Annotated in this window: 16 protein-coding genes; 5 read left to right on the top strand and 11 right to left on the bottom strand. The window is 35.9% G+C overall.

The window, feature by feature from the left end:
* Positions 1–8 precede the first annotated feature (8 nt).
* Genes ACSAZK_RS05355 through ACSAZK_RS05345 form a run of 3 tightly spaced genes read left to right on the top strand, consistent with a single transcriptional unit; the run spans position 9 to position 3,345 of the window.
* Positions 9–1,097 (top strand): DUF4350 domain-containing protein, encoded by a 1,089-nt coding sequence (locus ACSAZK_RS05355; protein ID WP_440956356.1) that lies wholly within the window; start codon positions 9–11, stop codon positions 1,095–1,097.
* Positions 1,094–2,239 (top strand): hypothetical protein, encoded by a 1,146-nt coding sequence (locus tag ACSAZK_RS05350; RefSeq protein ID WP_440956355.1) that lies wholly within the window; start codon positions 1,094–1,096, stop codon positions 2,237–2,239. Before ACSAZK_RS05355 ends, ACSAZK_RS05350 begins: the two co-directional genes overlap by 4 nt.
* Positions 2,236–3,345 carry a glycosyltransferase gene (locus ACSAZK_RS05345; RefSeq protein WP_440956354.1) on the top strand — a complete coding sequence of 370 codons (1,110 nt, stop codon included), beginning with the start codon at positions 2,236–2,238 and terminating at the stop codon, positions 3,343–3,345. The genes ACSAZK_RS05350 and ACSAZK_RS05345 overlap by 4 nt, the downstream gene beginning before the upstream one ends.
* 15 nt (positions 3,346–3,360) lie before the next feature.
* Here ACSAZK_RS05345 and ACSAZK_RS05340 read toward each other — a convergent pair whose 3' ends face one another.
* The gene (locus tag ACSAZK_RS05340) at positions 3,361–4,869 is read right to left on the bottom strand and encodes a flippase (RefSeq protein ID WP_440956353.1); all 1,509 of its coding nucleotides are present in this window, start codon (positions 4,867–4,869) and stop codon (positions 3,361–3,363) included.
* Positions 4,866–5,345 (bottom strand): hypothetical protein, encoded by a 480-nt coding sequence (locus tag ACSAZK_RS05335; protein WP_440956352.1) that lies wholly within the window; start codon positions 5,343–5,345, stop codon positions 4,866–4,868. The genes ACSAZK_RS05340 and ACSAZK_RS05335 overlap by 4 nt, the downstream gene beginning before the upstream one ends.
* Here ACSAZK_RS05335 and ACSAZK_RS05330 point away from each other — a divergent pair.
* A complete protein-coding gene (locus ACSAZK_RS05330) occupies positions 5,344–5,541 on the top strand; it encodes a hypothetical protein (RefSeq protein WP_440956351.1) in 198 nt (65 codons plus the stop codon). The two genes, ACSAZK_RS05335 and ACSAZK_RS05330, sit on opposite strands and share 2 nt — an antisense overlap.
* A gap of 1,059 nt (positions 5,542–6,600) precedes the next feature.
* On the opposite strand, the gene ACSAZK_RS05325 is transcribed toward ACSAZK_RS05330, so the two are convergent.
* Positions 6,601–7,017 carry an acyltransferase family protein gene (locus ACSAZK_RS05325; RefSeq protein ID WP_440957110.1) on the bottom strand — a complete coding sequence of 139 codons (417 nt, stop codon included), beginning with the start codon at positions 7,015–7,017 and terminating at the stop codon, positions 6,601–6,603.
* Positions 7,018–7,600: 583 nt separating this feature from the next.
* Between ACSAZK_RS05325 and ACSAZK_RS05320 the strand changes: the two genes are divergently transcribed.
* The gene (locus ACSAZK_RS05320; protein ID WP_440956350.1) at positions 7,601–9,706 is read left to right on the top strand and encodes a glycosyltransferase family 39 protein; all 2,106 of its coding nucleotides are present in this window, start codon (positions 7,601–7,603) and stop codon (positions 9,704–9,706) included.
* Here ACSAZK_RS05320 and ACSAZK_RS05315 read toward each other — a convergent pair.
* From ACSAZK_RS05315 to ACSAZK_RS05280, 8 genes are all read right to left on the bottom strand, one after another.
* Entirely contained in the window at positions 9,703–10,644 is a 942-nt protein-coding gene (locus tag ACSAZK_RS05315; protein ID WP_440956349.1) for a glycosyltransferase family 2 protein, read from the bottom strand. The two genes, ACSAZK_RS05320 and ACSAZK_RS05315, sit on opposite strands and share 4 nt — an antisense overlap.
* 5 nt (positions 10,645–10,649) lie before the next feature.
* Entirely contained in the window at positions 10,650–11,828 is a 1,179-nt protein-coding gene (locus ACSAZK_RS05310) for a prenyltransferase/squalene oxidase repeat-containing protein (RefSeq protein WP_440956348.1), read from the bottom strand.
* On the bottom strand, positions 11,825–13,084 hold the full coding sequence (locus tag ACSAZK_RS05305) for an oligosaccharide flippase family protein (RefSeq protein ID WP_440956347.1): 1,260 nt from the start codon (positions 13,082–13,084) through the stop codon (positions 11,825–11,827). Before ACSAZK_RS05305 ends, ACSAZK_RS05310 begins: the two co-directional genes overlap by 4 nt.
* Before the next feature lie 48 nt (positions 13,085–13,132).
* On the bottom strand, positions 13,133–14,215 hold the full coding sequence (locus tag ACSAZK_RS05300) for a glycosyltransferase family 4 protein (RefSeq protein ID WP_440956346.1): 1,083 nt from the start codon (positions 14,213–14,215) through the stop codon (positions 13,133–13,135).
* A complete protein-coding gene (locus ACSAZK_RS05295; protein WP_440956345.1) occupies positions 14,212–15,324 on the bottom strand; it encodes a glycosyltransferase family 4 protein in 1,113 nt (370 codons plus the stop codon). The genes ACSAZK_RS05300 and ACSAZK_RS05295 overlap by 4 nt, the downstream gene beginning before the upstream one ends.
* A complete protein-coding gene (locus tag ACSAZK_RS05290; protein WP_440956344.1) occupies positions 15,321–16,427 on the bottom strand; it encodes a glycosyltransferase family 4 protein in 1,107 nt (368 codons plus the stop codon). The genes ACSAZK_RS05295 and ACSAZK_RS05290 overlap by 4 nt, the downstream gene beginning before the upstream one ends.
* A 62-nt stretch (positions 16,428–16,489) precedes the next feature.
* The gene (locus tag ACSAZK_RS05285; protein ID WP_440956343.1) at positions 16,490–17,419 is read right to left on the bottom strand and encodes a glycosyltransferase family 2 protein; all 930 of its coding nucleotides are present in this window, start codon (positions 17,417–17,419) and stop codon (positions 16,490–16,492) included.
* Positions 17,395–18,333 carry an SDR family oxidoreductase gene (locus ACSAZK_RS05280; protein WP_440956342.1) on the bottom strand — a complete coding sequence of 313 codons (939 nt, stop codon included), beginning with the start codon at positions 18,331–18,333 and terminating at the stop codon, positions 17,395–17,397. Before ACSAZK_RS05280 ends, ACSAZK_RS05285 begins: the two co-directional genes overlap by 25 nt.
* Positions 18,334–18,361 lie beyond the last annotated feature (28 nt).

Below are 18,361 nucleotides of genomic sequence, written 5' to 3'. Positions count from 1 at the left end.
GGTCTTTTATGAATACAGCAAAGAGGTCCGTAATTCTTATTTTAATCATGTTATTGATCCCGTCTCCGGTAATAGCAGGTGGAGGAGAAAATCATATATTCTTTGATCTTTCAACGGAAGGTTTTTTCGGGCTTCAAAACAGAGGACCTGCCGGTTTCAGTGAACTTGCAGAAGATCTTGAAAGTTTAGGATATGTTGTGAATGACAACTTCATGAGTAATTCTAACTTTGGTTATTTAGCAGAATCGCGTTTGCATGAATCTGATATTGTTGTAATTATTAACCCTGGAAGAAGTCTTGGCAATATCGAAACTTTAGACTTAATGAATTTTGTTGAAAATGGCGGAAATTTGATCGTAATATGTGATTCTCCTGACTCCGTATTCAATTCCAATCTGATTCTTGATCCATATGACATCTATTTCAAACGGGAATATCTTTTGGATACGCACGTTAACATCTCCAGTAACAAATCTATAAATTTAAGCTATTCCATTCCCCTGGATGAATGGGAAGTTAATACAGGCTACCAGAAAAAATTTGATGAAAATCCTCTCAGATTAAAGGGAATTTCCGAGGTTTCTAGAGACCTGTTCTCTGAAGTGAGCTATGGGGAAGAACATACAATACTTATGGCAAAAAATTTCCAGCAAGGAAAGGTAATTGCTCTGGGGAACAAGGATTTTCTTACGAACTACAGATTCAATGAAAATAAAGAGCTTTTGTATTTTATCCTGAATTACATTGAATGTGAAGATGAGGACGGGATACAGGGATTGTCATATAACCCTTCCGAACTTCACATTCCGCTTAAAGATGGGAAAATAAGTTTTGTGGGATTATCCCTGGAAAACAAAAACAATAAAAGCGCCGCATACGTATCTGTGGAGATACCGGAAGTTCTTAAAGACGTCGTGGTACCCGTTGAAAGTAACTTCACAATAGGCCCGGATGAAATTCTCGATCTTAACTTCCCGTGCCAGAATTTAAGCAGTGAATACTGGTACATCAAAACTAAAATCGCGCTTAAAGTCCGCTACAATGAATTCAGCGAACCCTATATATATAAAATACCTATCGAGGTCGTCCGTAAATGAAGAAATACTCTGTCGTGATTTGCGCTTTGATTCTTTCATCCATGATGATTTCAGTGGCTTCAGCTTCTGAAGACATCAGCATCAATTATTATCAGGCAGATATCGGGGACGTAAATCGATACTGGTATGGGGAAGGAGAAATCTTTGTCACCGATCTCGGAAATTCTTTTGAACTATACAAAAACGGAAATGAAATCATATCCTATGCCTCAGAAGCAAATGTAGTCAATGTTTCTGAAGAAAATATCCGATTTCTGGCCGATAAAGATGAGAATGAACTACATGCACTCTTCATGAGTCAAAAGCCGGGAGGGCACGGTTTATTCACACTTGAATTTTCGAACCCTTACGTGTCTGAAAACGGGAAAAAGAACATAACCATAAGTATTGAAAATGCGGAAAGGGTCCTTTATCTTAACGGTCCTGTATTTTTTGAAAGAGAAAATATTTATTCGGAAGGTAATTTCAAGATCATCCAGCTTGAAACTTCACAAAAAGACTTTAAGATCATATACATGACCGAACTTGCCTACGGGCTCTTTTCAAGCATAATCGGGATCTCGGTGTTCGGTTTTGTACTTTTTATTCTGATGATTCTCAGAAGAAAGGCAATAACGCACAAAATGAAAAAGAGGCTCCAGGCATTAATCAGGAGCTCCCCTATTGGCATTTCTGAAATGGATAACGGGATTGAATTTAAGCTTAAAAGAAAAAGCTCCCCCTTATTTTCAAATTATATAAAGAAGGAAGATATAGGAAATGGCAAAAGCAACACTTCACTAAATGTTCCCAGGGAGATCATTGCAGGCATTTTTGTGCTGATGCTTTCATACATAATTTACAGGTCACTGGTTGCAATGATTACCTCTTATGTTGCGGATATGGGGGTAGTAACCTACCTGATCCTGGCGATGCTTGCTGGTGTGGGTTTAATGATGTTCCTCTTGCTTTTAAGCATTGAAAGCGCAAAGGAATTCAACGTAACCATGTCTGTATTTGTGGGTGGGATTATGCTTGTCATGTTCAGCAGGCTTGGAATCATCATGATTCCTGTGGCAGCCCTCGCGACCCTGGTGGTCTACGGACTTAGCAAAGCGGTCTTTCTTAATCTTGATGATCCGGATGAGGAGCCAAATGAATGAAAATTTTTGCATCAGAAGAAAATCTCCTTATCCCTCTGGGAGGAGGAGAACTTTCTTTTGAAACACTTATATCCGGGCTCAGTAAAAATAATGAGATATTTACAGTCGGAAAGCACGTAAAAAACCCGCATACAGTACCTTTTCCCTCATCCTCCGTCCGCCTTTTTGAAACAAATACTCACATGTTCAACAAATACTTCGTTTTTAAACAGCTTGAAGGCTCCTTAAGCCGGAAAATCAAGAACTTTTCCCCTGACCTCGTCATCACCCAGCAGGACTTTGCAGCCCCTACAATAAAAACCGCTTATGAAAAAAAGATACCTTCCATAGTTTTCATGCGAAACTACGAACATATCTGTCTCTGCGCAAACCCCGACAGCAACTGCAGCAGGAGATGTTCGGTTTGCTATGGCTATTCTTTTCTAAACCCTTACAGGTATTTTGTAGACGCCGTTTTCCGGTACGAAAAAAAATGGATCCCCAGAGCATCACTTATTATTTCAAATAGTCAGTATATGGCTTCGGTTGTTAAAGATTGGCTTGGTGTGGAATCCCGGGTAATCTATCCTTTCGTCAGGGAGATCAGTGTTAGAGCGCAGCATCCTGAATACATCACATTGGTCAGCGCCTCAAAGCATAAGGGAATCGGGACCTTTTTGGAAATTGCAAAAATACTCCCTGATAAAAAATTCCTGGTTGTGGGGCACAATCCCGAATCAATCGATTTTTCAGTTTTTCCCAATATCACATACATGCCCTGGGCAGTCGATCCCGAAACCTTCTATTCAAAGACAAAAATCCTGCTCGTTCCCTCCCTGTGGCCGGAACCTTTCGGGAGAGTCTGCGTGGAAGCTGCCTTTTGCGGGATTCCTTCGATTGCAAGCAAAATCGGAGGACTTCCGGAGGCAGTGGGGGAGGGAGGGATATTGATTGATAATTTTAAGGACCCTGAGCAATGGGTAAAAGCTATCAATCTGCTGGAGAACGATGAGGCATATAGGGAATACTCAGAAAAAGCCAGAATCCATTCCCGAAGATTTACGGTCGAAAACACACTGGGACAATTCAAATCCCTGCTCCGGGATACCTTTGCATTAAAAATTTAACTTTGCAGGCAGGGGTCATTTGACGTCCTGTTTAAGACTCAGATCACCATGAGCTATTTTTAACAGGTCATTAAAAGATATTGTTTTCGTGAGGTCCAGCAGCACAACGTAAATAAGCACTCCGGATCCGATTGTTAGCACAAGGCCTGGTATGCCTCCCCCGGAAACAATCATTATGATATGACAGAGAACTGCCATGACCACTGATGAAGCAACTATTTTGAGGTCTTTTATAACTGACTCCCCTTCGATCCGGATCCGGAAAGCCCTGATTATATAGAATAGCATTGAAAATGTAAGAACCGCGTGGGAAATTATCCTGGCTAACGCTGCCCCGTAAACTCCGAAAACAGGGACAAGGGTCCCCAGTAAAAAGAGGTTTAGAAGCATTGCTCCAAAGGTATAGTTCATAAACGTTTTCGCTTTGTTTGCCCCTATAAGATATGCGCCGTTTAAAACTGCAAGAGTCTTTGTAAGTATGAAAGGGGTTAGTGCCATCAGTATCAGGCCTGAATCCATAAACTCCGGGCCGTATACCTCTGTAACAAAACTGCGTGCCACCACCAGCAGGCCGAAAATTACCGGCATCATAAAAAAGAAACCGTTTGTAAGGGTTTGGTTAAAAAGCCTGCTTAAATTTGTTCTGCTCTCTTTTTTACCGTAAAGGGAAGCCGCAATTGGCATAACTGCGGTTTCAATGGCTGCCACGGGGATTAACAGGTTATCGATTAAACCCACTGCAAGACTGTAATGTCCTACGTCAGTAGTTTCTCCGAAATATCCAAGGGCAAGGATGTCAAATCTCGTATACATTATAAAGAAAATCGTTGAGAACAGAATTGGAGGGCTATATCTAATGATTTCTCCGGTAAGGTTTCTATGGGGCCGGTTAATATTTCCCGGTTTAACAACCCCAAAATATACAACGATGGTCAGGATTATGGAAACCGCCAGGGTTGAGGCGGCATAACCGGCTATAATGCCAGCTACGTCCAGCCCCATATAAATGATTACAACCGTAAATATCAGCTTTAAACCAGCTTCCAGCACGTTTGCAAGGCAGATCTTCTTAAAGCACTCATACCCCTGAAGCACTGTCTGGTTGAATTCCAGGAAAATGATGGCTGCAAGCAGCAAAGCTCCTATTTTCATGACAGGTCCCAGGGTCTCGGTATGAAAGACCTCTGAAAAGACCGGAGCGCCTGCGTAAAGAATGATTAAGCCGGCTAAACCTGAAAGTGCCTTTATTGATAATATGCTCTTGTAAGCCCGCTGTATGGACGCTCGATCTTCTCCGAGGTACTGGGAGATATGCTTTTGAACGGACCTGTTGATTCCGGCATCGCTTATGACTGCTGCAAATGCTATGATTGTCAGTGCCAGGGAAAGCTCTCCAAAAGCTTCCGCTCCAAGATACCTGGCCACGATTATCGAAAGCAGGAAAAGGGTGGCAGAGGAGATTGTCCTTCCTATAAATGAATATCTTGTACCTGCAATATTTCTCTGTTCGATATCGTCTGTCATTGTTTTTCCTGCTCTGCTTTCTTTTCGAACCTGTAAACTTTGATCGTATCGTCCGAACCTTCCGGAACAAAGGTCATATTTTCATAGACATATGAAAGAACCTCCGGGTCAGTGAAATATGAGTCAAGTTTCTGGTCCCCGATCACCCACCCGTTTTTCCCTTCAATCTCCTTCCTGAACGCAGGATAATCTTTGAGAATAACTGCCCCTGTGTACCGGTCCCTCAACACCCCTTCGGAATCCTCGAAAGAATAATATTCGTTTTGCCTGAGCCAGTAATCGGTCTGCCCCAGGTAATACAAAGTGCATATGGGCATCGTGCTGAGCACTACATCTCCTTCATTTGCATTTTTTTGCACGTATTCCGAAGCATACTGCCAGTGGGGATGGGGGTCTTCGAAAGGAATCGGCTGGTAATCATCACATGCAACCCTGTAGAGCCCTGCTCCCGTCCGTACCAGAAGAACCGTGATCATGAAAACCAGAAAATATTTTGCAGCCCTTTTGTGCCTGACAGTTTTAATGTATTCCCACGCTTCAAGAATTCCGTTCGAGGCTAGAGCAATGAACAGAGGAAACGTGAAGAACAGGTACCTTGAATTTTTTGCATCAAGGAAGAGTGTAAGCAGAATAAAAGGAACAAAAAAACCCAAAACAAGTAAAGCCCCCTGATTTTCTCTGTTCCCTGCTCCCTGTCCTGGTCCCAGAACGGAAAAAAAAGCAAACACTGAGAGCACCGTGAAATACCTGGCAAGTAGCAGAACATAGAAGCCTGTGCCAAATTGCATGCCTATAGGAGCAAAGGCAGGAACAAAAGGAATTTTTGGGAACACTGCCGGAATAAATATCAAAAGCACGGAAAACAGGAAAATAAACCGGATCAGATGATTCCCTTTTTCAAACAGTTTTTTTCCAGATACAAACTTCCCGAAAACCAAATAAATAAAGTAAGCAAGCCATGTAGCGATAAAGAGCTGATAAAACTGATGAATGTATGAACTCAGGAACACAACAAGAACCGAAGCCACAAACAAAAGTGCCATTTTCTTTTTGTTATAAGTACTATTTGAAAGCTTTAAATCAAACTCCCTGAAAAAACCATATCCCAAAAGCAGGAACAAGACGTAAAAAAACTGCAAAAGGATATACATCCGGGCATTCAAAGCCCAGTGAAGCTGCCACGAAGAGAGAGACAATAGAAAAACAGTTAGAAGTGCCGTATTCCGGTCGAAAGCGTTCTTTACCAGATAGTATGTGGCTACTATCGAAAAAACACCAATCACCAGAAAAGGCAACCTGCCCGTAAGCTCTGAAATCCCGAACAATTTGAAAGAAGCAGCAACAAGTAACGTAGTGGGCAGGGAACGTCCGTAGGGAAGCCCTGATGGGAGCATCGGCTGCCCGGTTTTAATCATACTTTCAGCTGCAAAGACATGGAACATTTCATCGACCCAGAAGTTGAGAGGATGGATGAACCTGATCAAAGCAAGAATCAGGAAGATAGAAAGAGGAATGAGTATTAGGGGATCTCTCTTGTTTTTCATGGCTCGTGGTAATATTCGCCTATTACTTAAAATAATTTAGGGAAGAGTTTCTGTTTTTGTTGTTTAATTGACTGATTCACCGATCAAATTTAACGGCAACAAAATAAAACTTCACCCGATGTTTCACTCCCAATTATGTTACAGCTTTTCTGATGATTTTCCTGATTGGAAATCCCTTCCATTCTTTTTAAGAATTTGAAATGCACCATAAACTTTTAAAATTAATTTTAAAATTGACCTTCAATGAGTATTGGCTGAAAAGAGAAGCCATAACTATCCAGATATCCTGAAAAAGCGCACATAAAACCAGAAGTATCAGAGGACCCCTTTTTTCGGCAAACTTCTGGTATATACTTATTATAGCTGGGTACAGGACATAAAACTGAAGAATCAGGGTAATATACCACAGGTGCACGTAACTGTTTCCTGAAAAAAGGTTTATGAGAAATTCTCCCCCTGAAGGAAATTTCAACTGCCCGTTGAACAAATACCGGGGAACAATGAGATAAATCGCAGAAAATATAACATATGGAGGTATAACTACCTTGGTCCTATTTACAAAAAAAGTTTTCTTTGAGAGGTTGGCTCCATACTTCAAAGCCAGGACAAACCCGATACAAATATGAATAAAGGAACTGCAAACCTTACAAATACCTAAAAGATCAGATCTGTAATGACCAGAGCGTTAACCTCGGGAATATATCTAAAATAATCTAAAGTATGAATGCTAATTACTGCAAGTATCGCAAAGGCCCGAAGATAGTCAACCTCTATTATTCTTTTGGTCTGCATTTACTGCTCCATTGTAAAAAAATCACCATCGTAATCTATGGGTATTTGGGTAAAATCAGAATTCACGTTCTTTACAAAATAAGGGCACTACCAAAGATAATTTTTTAACATCAAGGGCTGTAAAGTTATGGAGCAAAACTAAATAAATTGTTTCTAAGTATCAAGAAAACAGTAATATTTATTATATACCATTATTTGAAATACGAAATGTCAATTGATAAAGTTTATATCTTGCTTCAAGGAGTATTAGATTATTTGATCCCCGAAAACAATATTGCCTTTGGGCTAAGATTTGAGACTATTTTCCTACTGTTAATCACTTATGCAGATGTTGTCATTAACACTACTTTCAATTATATTACAAGTTATACAAAGAAAATGGTAATGCGGTCAACATGAATACATTTGAAAGTTACTTGGTTTTTGCCACAATTCTTTTTGGCTTCTTTACCTTATACCTATACAGAAATGATATTGAAATAATTGAAAATAAAATATACATGGAAAAAGAAAACGAAAAAAAGGCAGAGGCAAAAAGAGAACAAGAATTTGATAGGAAGTTTCCTTTTTCAGCAAAGCTAAATTTGGATTATGGCATCTCAGAATATTGGAAGAAAGGGAATCGTTCTGCTTCGTTATTTCGATTGTTAATTGCTCCATTCATATGGATTGTAAGGTTACCATATAGTTCTGTCAGGTGGATGTATAGAGAAGGCGGGGTTTACACTCTTATTTTCATAGCAATATTATTTTTGTTCACTGCAATTAAAGCCCCTTATTTTGATGTTTCTTTTACAGGTGAACATACTATGAAGTATAATGCATATGTAGAACCTGCAAAATACATGTATGAAAATCACAATCCTTTTCTGTATCGTAAGAGCTATCAAGCAGATCCAGTAAATAATCCCCTGGGTATTTTTAATACTTTTAGTCAATTACCTCTACTTGAGTGGGGACTTGCAGCAACTTATACTTTAATGCCTTTTAATTCTCTTGAGGTGAATACTAGATTATTCACTCACTTTATTGGAATACTAATCCTTATTTCTGCCTATGTTTTTTTTAAGAACTGGTTTTCTAAAGAGGAATCACTGATTATTATATTTTTAATGGCGATAAATCCAATAATAAGTTTTACTACTTTCGTTACCGTTGCCGATAGTTTATTATTATTATTAACATTTATTTCATTAAATTATGCTTCAAAATATATTGAAGAAGAACGAATTAAACATTTATTTTTTGCAGGATTATTTTTTGGAATTGGCGTGGCTACTAAATATTCAATTATTTTATGGGAAGCACCAATCTTTACGATGCTCTTAATTCTCAATAAAAAAACAGACATGTGCACATTCGTAAAAAGTGTGGGCATTTTTGGACTTATGGGGGTTTTGCCTGCTATTGCATTTAAAACTTCATTGAAATATTTGCCTACAGATGCGTTACTTTCAACTATTTCATTTATAATATGGATAGTCATAATATCGTGTGTATATACTACAATAATTAAAAAGGAAAATAACATAGACAACATAATTTCTAAAGCTACACAGAACAAACTTCTTTTTGTTGGGGCTATTATTTCAGGGATTTCCATTGGAATAACTTTTTTATGCGTTACTCAAGCTTACAGACTATTCCATGAATTTTTAACAGATCCCAAATTGATTTTTAATTGGGATATGTATGCCTATATGCTTAATAAACAATTTAAAGAATACATGACTGAAAATGTTTTCTACCTCGGTTTGGTAGGATTTATCTTTTCTTTATATTCTGGTTTTAGTAAACAAAAAATCGCATTGATAACTTTTCTCGTGGGTTCATTTTTTTATTGGATTTTGGCTTCAAAGGTAATTTTCTTCCATAACTATTATACAAATATAATTATAATTGTATTTTGTATAAGTATAGGGTCCATGATTTATAGAGTATCCAGATTTTACGATAACAAATTTTTTTTCATTAGCATAATATTGGTATTTAGTTTATTGGTTTACCCCACTTCATACAATGCCAACGTTAACAGATTAAACGAAGAAATAGATCAGTATTCATTAATGCAAGTTGCACAATATTTGCTAGAAAACACGAACGAAAATGAGATCTATATAGATGATTCTTACATATTAACATTAACTATTCTAACAGGCAGACCAAGAATTGATGAATCTAATTTAATACAAGATGAAATAAGCGAATCTATTAAAACAATTGGTTTTTCTGAGTCAATGAAAAAGTATAATATTTCATGTGTTATCACGACAAGAAATACACCTAGGTACGAGAGGTATGTGAATATATTTACAGATGAAAACCTAGGTTCAGTATCATATGGAAGAAGAGATATTATTTTATCACGGTTAAATCCTGATTATCATTCTTCTGGAGACATCGAAAGAAGAAACCAATTAATTAAAGAATGTAATATACAAAATAAATTCATCTTAGAGCAAAAATTAGGTCCATATAGAATATTTTCATTTGCTGGTTAACTGAACAAGACTTTCCTAATTGAATCAAAAAATCGTTTTCCTGCAAAAGATAACAAATAGTAAATTGCTATTTTATTAAAAAATCCATAGTTCTTAAAATACTTCTTACAAAGCGTTCTGACGTCTTGAAACTTACTTATTTTGAACTTTGCCTCAATTTCTGACTTCAATACAAACTCATCTGTTGAATTTTCTACATCTATTAATAGAATCTTATTCGGATCAAATTTATCATATTCGTCTTTCCCATATTTCAGCCTTTGATGATAAAATTCTTTTGCTTTCAAAGCGAAATACTTTTGCTTTGATTGCTTAGACCAGGAAATTGCATTTGGATTTATTCTGTAGTTAATAAGAGGTTCGGATATGTTTGACATATTTTTCTTACTGGATAATAGCCTTAAATAAAAATCATAATCTTGTGCATAAACAAATTTTTCCCTATACATAAATCCTTCATGCCTAAACATTATTGTCGGATGGTGTAAACAATTCAGAATGGAAAGCTTCTTTTCAATATCCATAGTTTTAGTCAAAGGTTTACTTGTAGTGATTATTTTTCCATTTTCATCAACATAATATGCACCCGAACCAACCAAAAAAACATCTCTGTTTTTTTCTAGATAATCATATTGAATTTTAAGCCTTTCCAGTAGGGCAATATCATCTGCATCAATTCTTGCGATATATTTTCCTTTAGCTCTTTTTATTCCTAGATTTAAGGATTTAGTCAATCCTAAATTGACCTTGTTATTTATTAAAAAAATTCTATCATCTTTTTCCAAATATTCTTCAATAATATGTAATGAATTATCAGTTGAACAATCGTTGATGATTATAAATTCAAAATCTCTAAAAGTTTGAGTTAAAATGCTCTGGATTGATTCATCCAAATAATTTTCACCGTTATATACGGACATAATTATTGAAATTTTCAAGTTGTTCATTGTTTATAGAACCCCAATCCACATTTTTTTCTAAGATTCCAGTTAAAAGACTGGTATTTTGATCTATCTCTTATATCAGGAAAAGTTGTTTCAATAAAAGCTATACTTGTAAGTCTGAACCACGTTGAAAACAGGTCACTATCACTAGTCTTTAACTTCATGTTTTCTAAACCCGAATATTTCCAATAAGTCTCATTCCTTGTGATATTACGTAATATTTTTTTTGTTTTCGAGATTCCATTGAATATAAGATCATGTTTATTACGAAGCATTTTAAAATTTATTAGGTAAATAAAATCATTTAAGCTCAAATTATTTCGTTTAGCCCAACAAAAACCGCCATTTTTATTTTGATTACTCAACAGTGATTGATATGCAACTTGTAATGATTTTTTTACTTGGCTGATATTGTGATCCGAATATAATGTAGCTCTACAAAGCAAATCAATTGCATCTAAATCATCACAGCTTCCTCCCCCTCCCTCATAATTGAATAGCCCATCATAATTTTGTATTGCCAAAGTTGAATCAATTATTTTTTCGATATAATTTGGTTCGATGTCTAAATATGTGTAAAAGAAAATGAAATGATAAGCTCCAGCCATTTGATTATGAAGTGTTACTTTGTTTCCAAGATTCCAATATCCATTTTTTGGATTCTGAGTTTTATTTAGTAAATATATAATATGATCACTATATATTTTATTTTTAGTTTCATCTTCATAAATTAAACAATTTAAAACAAACATTACTAAATTACTAACAAGCCAGGGGTTTGTCCAATTTAAGCCATAAAACCAACTTTCTAAATATTTCACATCTTTATATTTGTTTAGAAAAAAATATTCATGTTGATCTTCTTTATTTAGGGCTGAAAGAGCAAGTTGTGCAAAATCTGTTAGTTGCAAATAAATATATTCGTTATTATGTGTGGCATCATCTTCAGGAACTGCAGTTTTATCTATAAAGTAACCAGTTTCCCCATCTTGATAACTCAGAATATAGTTTGCTACTTTATCAGTGTCTTGAAAATGATCTAATTCATTAATTAGATCCAAACACATAACTCCAAAACAAGTAGAATAAAGATTACTTATTCTATTAGCAGGAGAATAACTGAAAGAACCGTTATTGTTGTACAAATTAAAAATAAATTTTTTCACATCTTTCATCATATCTGTCCTATTTTGTGTTTATAGTAAATTGTCTGAAAAATTATGTTAAACGAATGTATCATCAATGTAACCCAGAACACCCCTGTGAAACCGATCAGGTGAATGGATGTAACGTCTAGAATAACATTTAAAATACCACCCAACAATGTAGTCACTGTAATTATCTTGGCAAATCCAGTTGCAACAATAAAACTTTGAGTTTGAAATACACCCCAAATCTTAGTTGGGATTAAAAAGCTCAATATGAATATTGCTATTAACATTTCTTCAACGTAATATTCTGCAAAAAATAATTTAATTATTTGAGGAAATGTGAAATAAAACAATATCGCCATCAGAATTGCTAAAGGAATAATTAATTTCGTGAAAAAATTAAATTTTGTTCTGACCTTTGAATACTCCTTTTTTGAAAAATAGGTTGTTATATTTGGTGCAAGTACCTGTGCTAGTAAAGCAAAAGGTAAAAACATCAATTCAAACCCTTTGTTTATCAGTTCATAATACCCAATTTCCTTAACATATCCATAGTGACCTAGAACAATAATGTCGACTCTTGAATACAAATAGTAAGCAATGCTAGAAATTCCAATAATTAAAGAATAATTAAAAACAGTTCTCATCAGCTGCCTATCAATCTGAAAACATAAATTCCCATATACAAAAAATAATGAAAGTACCAAAAACAGATAAAATAAGCTCTGTGAAATTAAAGCTCCAATTAAACCATAATTCTCAACCAATAGATATACAAAGATAATAGAAAGCAAACCAATAGATAAAGATATTATTGCTAATTCTTTAAATCTTTTTAAACCTCTGAAGATTCCATCATATAGAGAACTAATTGGTGCTAAAAATAACATGGGCAAAACATATATGATATAAATATATTTATCATCAAGGATATAACTTCCAAATAATAAAGTCAATAAAGTTACAACAGCACCTAAGCTAATTGTAAGTATCAAAGAATTAAACAAGACTAATTTTAATTTATTTTTATCTGTTGCATTATATTCTGCAACATATTTTGATGTTGCAGTTGAGATGCCAAAATCCCCAAAAATAATTAAGAAATAAATAATAGCTAAAGTGTAATTATAAATACCAAAATCATAGGGTGTAAGGAGTTTTGCACATAAGATGAATATAAAGAATGTAATTCCCTGCTTCCCGAGTATTTGTAAAAATCTCCATGTAAAGTTATGGATTGTCTCTTTGTGAGAGAAATATGTTGATAAAAATAAATTAAGCATGATAACAAAACCTGTGTTAAACCTTTCTCAATATTTTTGAGATATCTTTTATTTTTTTAACGCTTCTTCACAGAGATTTAAATATTTTAAAGCTTGTTTTTCATTTGTAAATTTCCAAATATCTCTTAGGTTGTTTTTAGACATTTGTTCCATTTCTTCAGGATTATTCATTAAATAAAATATTAGCTCTTTCATTTTTTCAACATCTCCTGAAGGAAACAAATACCCATTTCTACCCTCTTTTATAATTTCTCGCATACCCGGGAGATCAGAAACTAGAATAACTAATCCTCTAGCCATTGCTTCTAAAATTACTAAAGGGAATACTTCTGTATAAGAAGGTAAGATCAGAATATTGTAATTATCGTAGATGTCATATATAATATTGTGATCCACATTGCCAAAATATTTGATATTGTTATAATTTGGGATATTCTTTGCTAAAGAACCATTCCCTACAATACCAAATTCAATAAGAGGATTATTGTTAAATAATTCAATTAAAGTTATTAGATCCTGAAATCCTTTAAAATAAGATAGTCTACCAACAAAAAGAACATCAATTGTACGCAAATTTTTCATTCTATCTTTTGAAATACATTTTTCATCTATGGAATTATTAATAACTATACTTCGATCATCAAATATTTTTGAGAAGAAACAGAGTTTTTTGTAGCCTTTATTTTGAGCATTTGTAAGAAATACGAGTTTATCACTAAGTAGCGATGCAAAATTTATTATTGAAGTTTTCCTCGTTTTATAGTAGATGTTCCTCAATTTACTTCCAGGGCCTTCTATATTGTTATGAAACACAACAATACTACATGTATTTCGGTTAAAAAACCTTAGCAAGAGATACGATATTAAAGAAGAATAGTTAAACAAATTATGATAAATAATAATATCTGAATTTTTAGACAACTTCAATAACTGAAATATACCACTAGTGAATATGAACTCTTCGTCTAAATAAACAGGAAAATTTAGTGAAATAATTCCCCTCTGATGAGTCTTACGGAATGAAACCGTAATATTTTGATATCTCGTATCCAATATTTCTTTAATATGGTTTTGTTGTTGTCTTTCACCGCCCATTCCCGTTTGAATAATGTGTAATATTTTATCTGTCATTTTCCACCCACAAACATTAGTTTGCAAAGTTTTTCAACATTCCTCACTATATCATGGTTTTCTTTTGCATAATTATAAGCATTTGATGATAGTTGAGTGTATTTTTGAGAGTTATTTAACAAATTTTGAATCGAATCACTCATGAACGTTTCATCTCCATCACAAGCAACACCGCATTCATATTTTGTGATGAAATTATCCGGATTTACATTTAAGGATATGATAGGTACTTTATTCATTGCAGTTTGAATAAATACCTGTGGAAAACCTTCATCATCAGAGGTATTAATTAACAATAAGGATTTTTGATAAATGATTGCCATTTCATTTTCAGATAAATGAGATAAAAACTCAAGGTTGGAAACAGCACTTGCTAACTCTTTAATGTGAGAATGATACGCTTCATTTCCAGTAGACTCATTGCAAACCATTACAAACTTATAATATTTATTTAAAGAAGCAAGCTTAATAAATTTTTCAGGACATTTCCATTTATCACATCGCCCAACCCATAATATATGTTCTTTTTTAACGTTAAATGATGTAACAATTGGAAATCCATTGTATAGAATATTAGTTTTTATATTGTACTTAGCTAAGATTTTGTCATACTGATATTTATTTTGAGTAATGATAATATCTGAATAATTAACCAGTAACTTTAAGATATATGCTCTCTCACGGCTTGTCTGATAGTAGCCATCAACTTCTACATCATGCGCAAACATATATACAAATTTGATGTTGAATAATTTACAATATAGTGGAAGCAAACAGGAAAATAGCGTCAAACCGTGTTGAATGATCACATCAGGTTTAGTTTTTTGTATCGCTTTGTGAAATTTGAAGATCTTTACACCAATGTTGTCCTCTTTACTGAAAGTATTACATATTTTTAACCCGTTGACAAATTCACCATCTTTTCGACCAAAATCAACCGTCAAGGACGTTACATCAATATCTTTATACTTGTTAAGTTCATTAGCTATCAAAAACATCTGAACGGTTGCTCCCCCGAAAGTTTCTTTTGAATTGGCATCAAAAATCGCGGATGAATCCTTGGGGAACACTACAGCAATTTTATTATAATCGAATCCTTTTTCCTTCATTTGATTACATCCGTATAAATGCTCACGTACTGCCTTGCGATGCCTTCCCAAGAGAAATTTTGTTTAACTCTTTCCCTGGCTTCAGCACTCATCCGGTTCAGGAGTTTTTCATCATTGATTAGTTTTAGAAGAGCATCCCGTATCTCTGCAGGACTTTCAGGCTCAACCAGTAATGCTGCGTCACCTACAACTTCCGAGCATGCAGAAGAATTGGTAGTAATAATAGCACACCCCGAAGACATAGCTTCGAGCAAGACCATTCCAAAACTTTCAGCAGAAGAAGGGTGTACGAATATAGACGAATTTTCAAACAAGTCTTTAAATTGAGATGATTTATTATCCAGCCACCCTACAAAATTTATTTTTGCCCTAATGCCCTTGGCTTTCTCCATTAGTGCTTCTTTATATGGACCATCTCCAACAATATTAACCTCATAATCAATCTCAATATCCTTTATTGCCTCTAAAAAATATTGAAACCCCTTGAATTCAACAAGACGCCCAACTAACAAAATCTTTTTCTCTTTTTTCTTTGGACTTAATTCAAATGAATTAAACCCGTTACTAATAACCTCTATATTATCCGTACTGGCATTTTTAATAATTAGATCTTTCAGGTATTCTGAAGGCGTTATTATTTTACGCGAACTATTGATAATCCTGTTCCATAAAGGTTTTACCAATTTGTGTTCGAAAGAAAACTTATCGGGATTATGGCCTGGCACATCACTTCCGTGAGATGTGATAATATATGGGATATTTTTTCTGTTTAAATAAGACACAATCCCTGTGGGGATAATAAAATGAGTGTGGTTAATGTCATATACATTTTCCCGAAGTAATTTTTGCAAAAATCTATTTGCAGAAATGCAGTATGATAACATTTCATATGATTTACATGCCTCTTTTTTTTCCCGCACACAGGAAAGCCTGTAAATGTTTACACCATTTATTACTTCGACCTTTTTTAAACCCTTAAATCCCATAGTCACGACATCAACAGAATGACCTGATGCTACTAATTCTTCAGCAAGTGCTTTAGTTGCATTCCCCCCACCCCCTCCCAGTGGAGGATACTCATAATTCAGCATCAGTATCTTCATTATACCACTTATACCCCTTTTTATGATCTGAAATTTCCTACACTTTTCAGGAACATACAATCTTAAATCAAGTAGTTCTTCCTTCCATTCTGACCGTAATAAATCTTAAGCAAAATATCCGCAAGGACACCGGTTGCAAGAAATTGCACCCCGACAATGATCAAAAGAATTCCTACAAGGAAAAGGGGCCTGTCACTTAATCCCATGCCATAAACAAGCCTCATAATTCCAAGGTACATGGATATCACAAAACCCGTAAATCCAAAAAACAGACCTGCGCCGCCAAATACATGCATTGGCCTGACTGAATACCTTTCCCAGAAGGTAACTACTAGCAGGTCTAAAAAACCCCTTACCAGCCGTTTCCAGTTGTATTTGGTTGTACCATACTGCCTTTCCCGGTGGTTGCTCTTGATTTCGCCTATTTTGTATCCTTTCCAGCCGAGCATTGCAGGGATATAGCGGTGAAGTTCCCCGTAAAGTTCCAGATCTTTTACGCATTCTTTTTTGTAGATGCGGAGGGTGCAGCCGGAGTCGTGGATCTTTTCACTGGTCAGTTTTTTACGGAGGCAGTTGGCGAACTTTGAGTGGATTTTTTTTGAAAAAGTATCTTTTCGGGAATAACGCCAGCCGCAGACCACATCAAAGTCTTCGGATTCCAGCTTCTGGAGGAGGGCAGGGATGTCTTTAGGGTCATTCTGGAGGTCTGCATCCAGGGTTATGATGTACCTGCCTTCGGCATGGTCGAAGCCGGCTCTCAGGGCAGCGCTCTGTCCGAAATTTTTCCTTAATTTGAGGACTCTTAATCGGCTGTCGGTTTTGCTGAGATCCTGAAGTTTCTTAAATGTTGAATCTGTCGAGCCGTCGTCTACAAATATGATCTCATAACTTTTGCCAAGAGGGTCAAGGGCTTCCTTTATTTCCCGGTAGCAGGGAACTACACTTTCCTCTTCATTATAAGCGGGGATTACGACTGAAAGTTCGACATCCATTTTGCATACCTCTCAAGGCCCTCTTCAACTGTTATTTCAGGATTCCAGGCAAGTTCTTTAAGGGCTTTTTCCGAACTTGCGAGAGTGTGCTCGGCGTCTCCTTTTACCGAGTCTGAATAAACAATCTCCGACTTGCTTTCATTGATCTCGATGATCTTTCTGGCAAGGTCATTGATGCTGATCGAGTTTCCGGCGCCGATATTATAGACCCCACTTCCTTTTTCCATGCAGATCAGGTTTGCCCTTACAATATCATCTACGTAGGTAAAGTCCCTTGTTTTCTCCCCGTCTCCGAAAATGGTAATGGGTTCGTTTTTCAAGGCAGCTTTCGTAAAGATGTTGATCGCGAGGTCCGGCCTCATCCTCGGGCCGTAGACTGTAAAATAGCGTAAGGACACGCTTTTCAATCCGTAGAGTTCTTCGAAGACCCTGCAGTAGTGTTCTGCGAGGAGCTTGGAAACGCCGTAAGGGGAAACGGGCTGGTTAGGATGATCCTCGTCAAAGGGGAGATATTCTACTCTACCATAAACAGAAGAAGAAGAAGCATTTATAACTTTTCGGACGTCCGAATCAAGCACGGATTCGAGTAGGTTTAATGTGCCCGTAGCGTTAATTTCGTGAGGTTTCATAGGGGCTTCAACAGAGATCCTGACCCCGGCCTGGGCAGCTTCGTGAAAAACATATTCGACCCCATCGAGGGTCTGGTTTAAGAGGGCCTTATCACGGATATCGCCTTCAACGAGTTTGAAATGGGCATTTTTCATGAAAGGCTCTATATTTTTCCCCTTTAACTGTGGAGAGTAATACGCATCAAAGTTGTCAAGACAGACAACCTCATGTCCAAGATTCAGTAAGTTCTCGATAATGTGAGAACCTATAAAGCCTGCTCCACCTGTTACCAAGCATTTTGTCATTTTCATATTTTTCAACATTTCATAAGAC

Origin of the sequence: Methanosarcina sediminis (genome assembly GCF_052056915.1) — an archaeon.
Lineage (GTDB): Archaea > Halobacteriota > Methanosarcinia > Methanosarcinales > Methanosarcinaceae > MTP4.
This window is presented reverse-complemented; position numbering and strand designations above follow the sequence as displayed.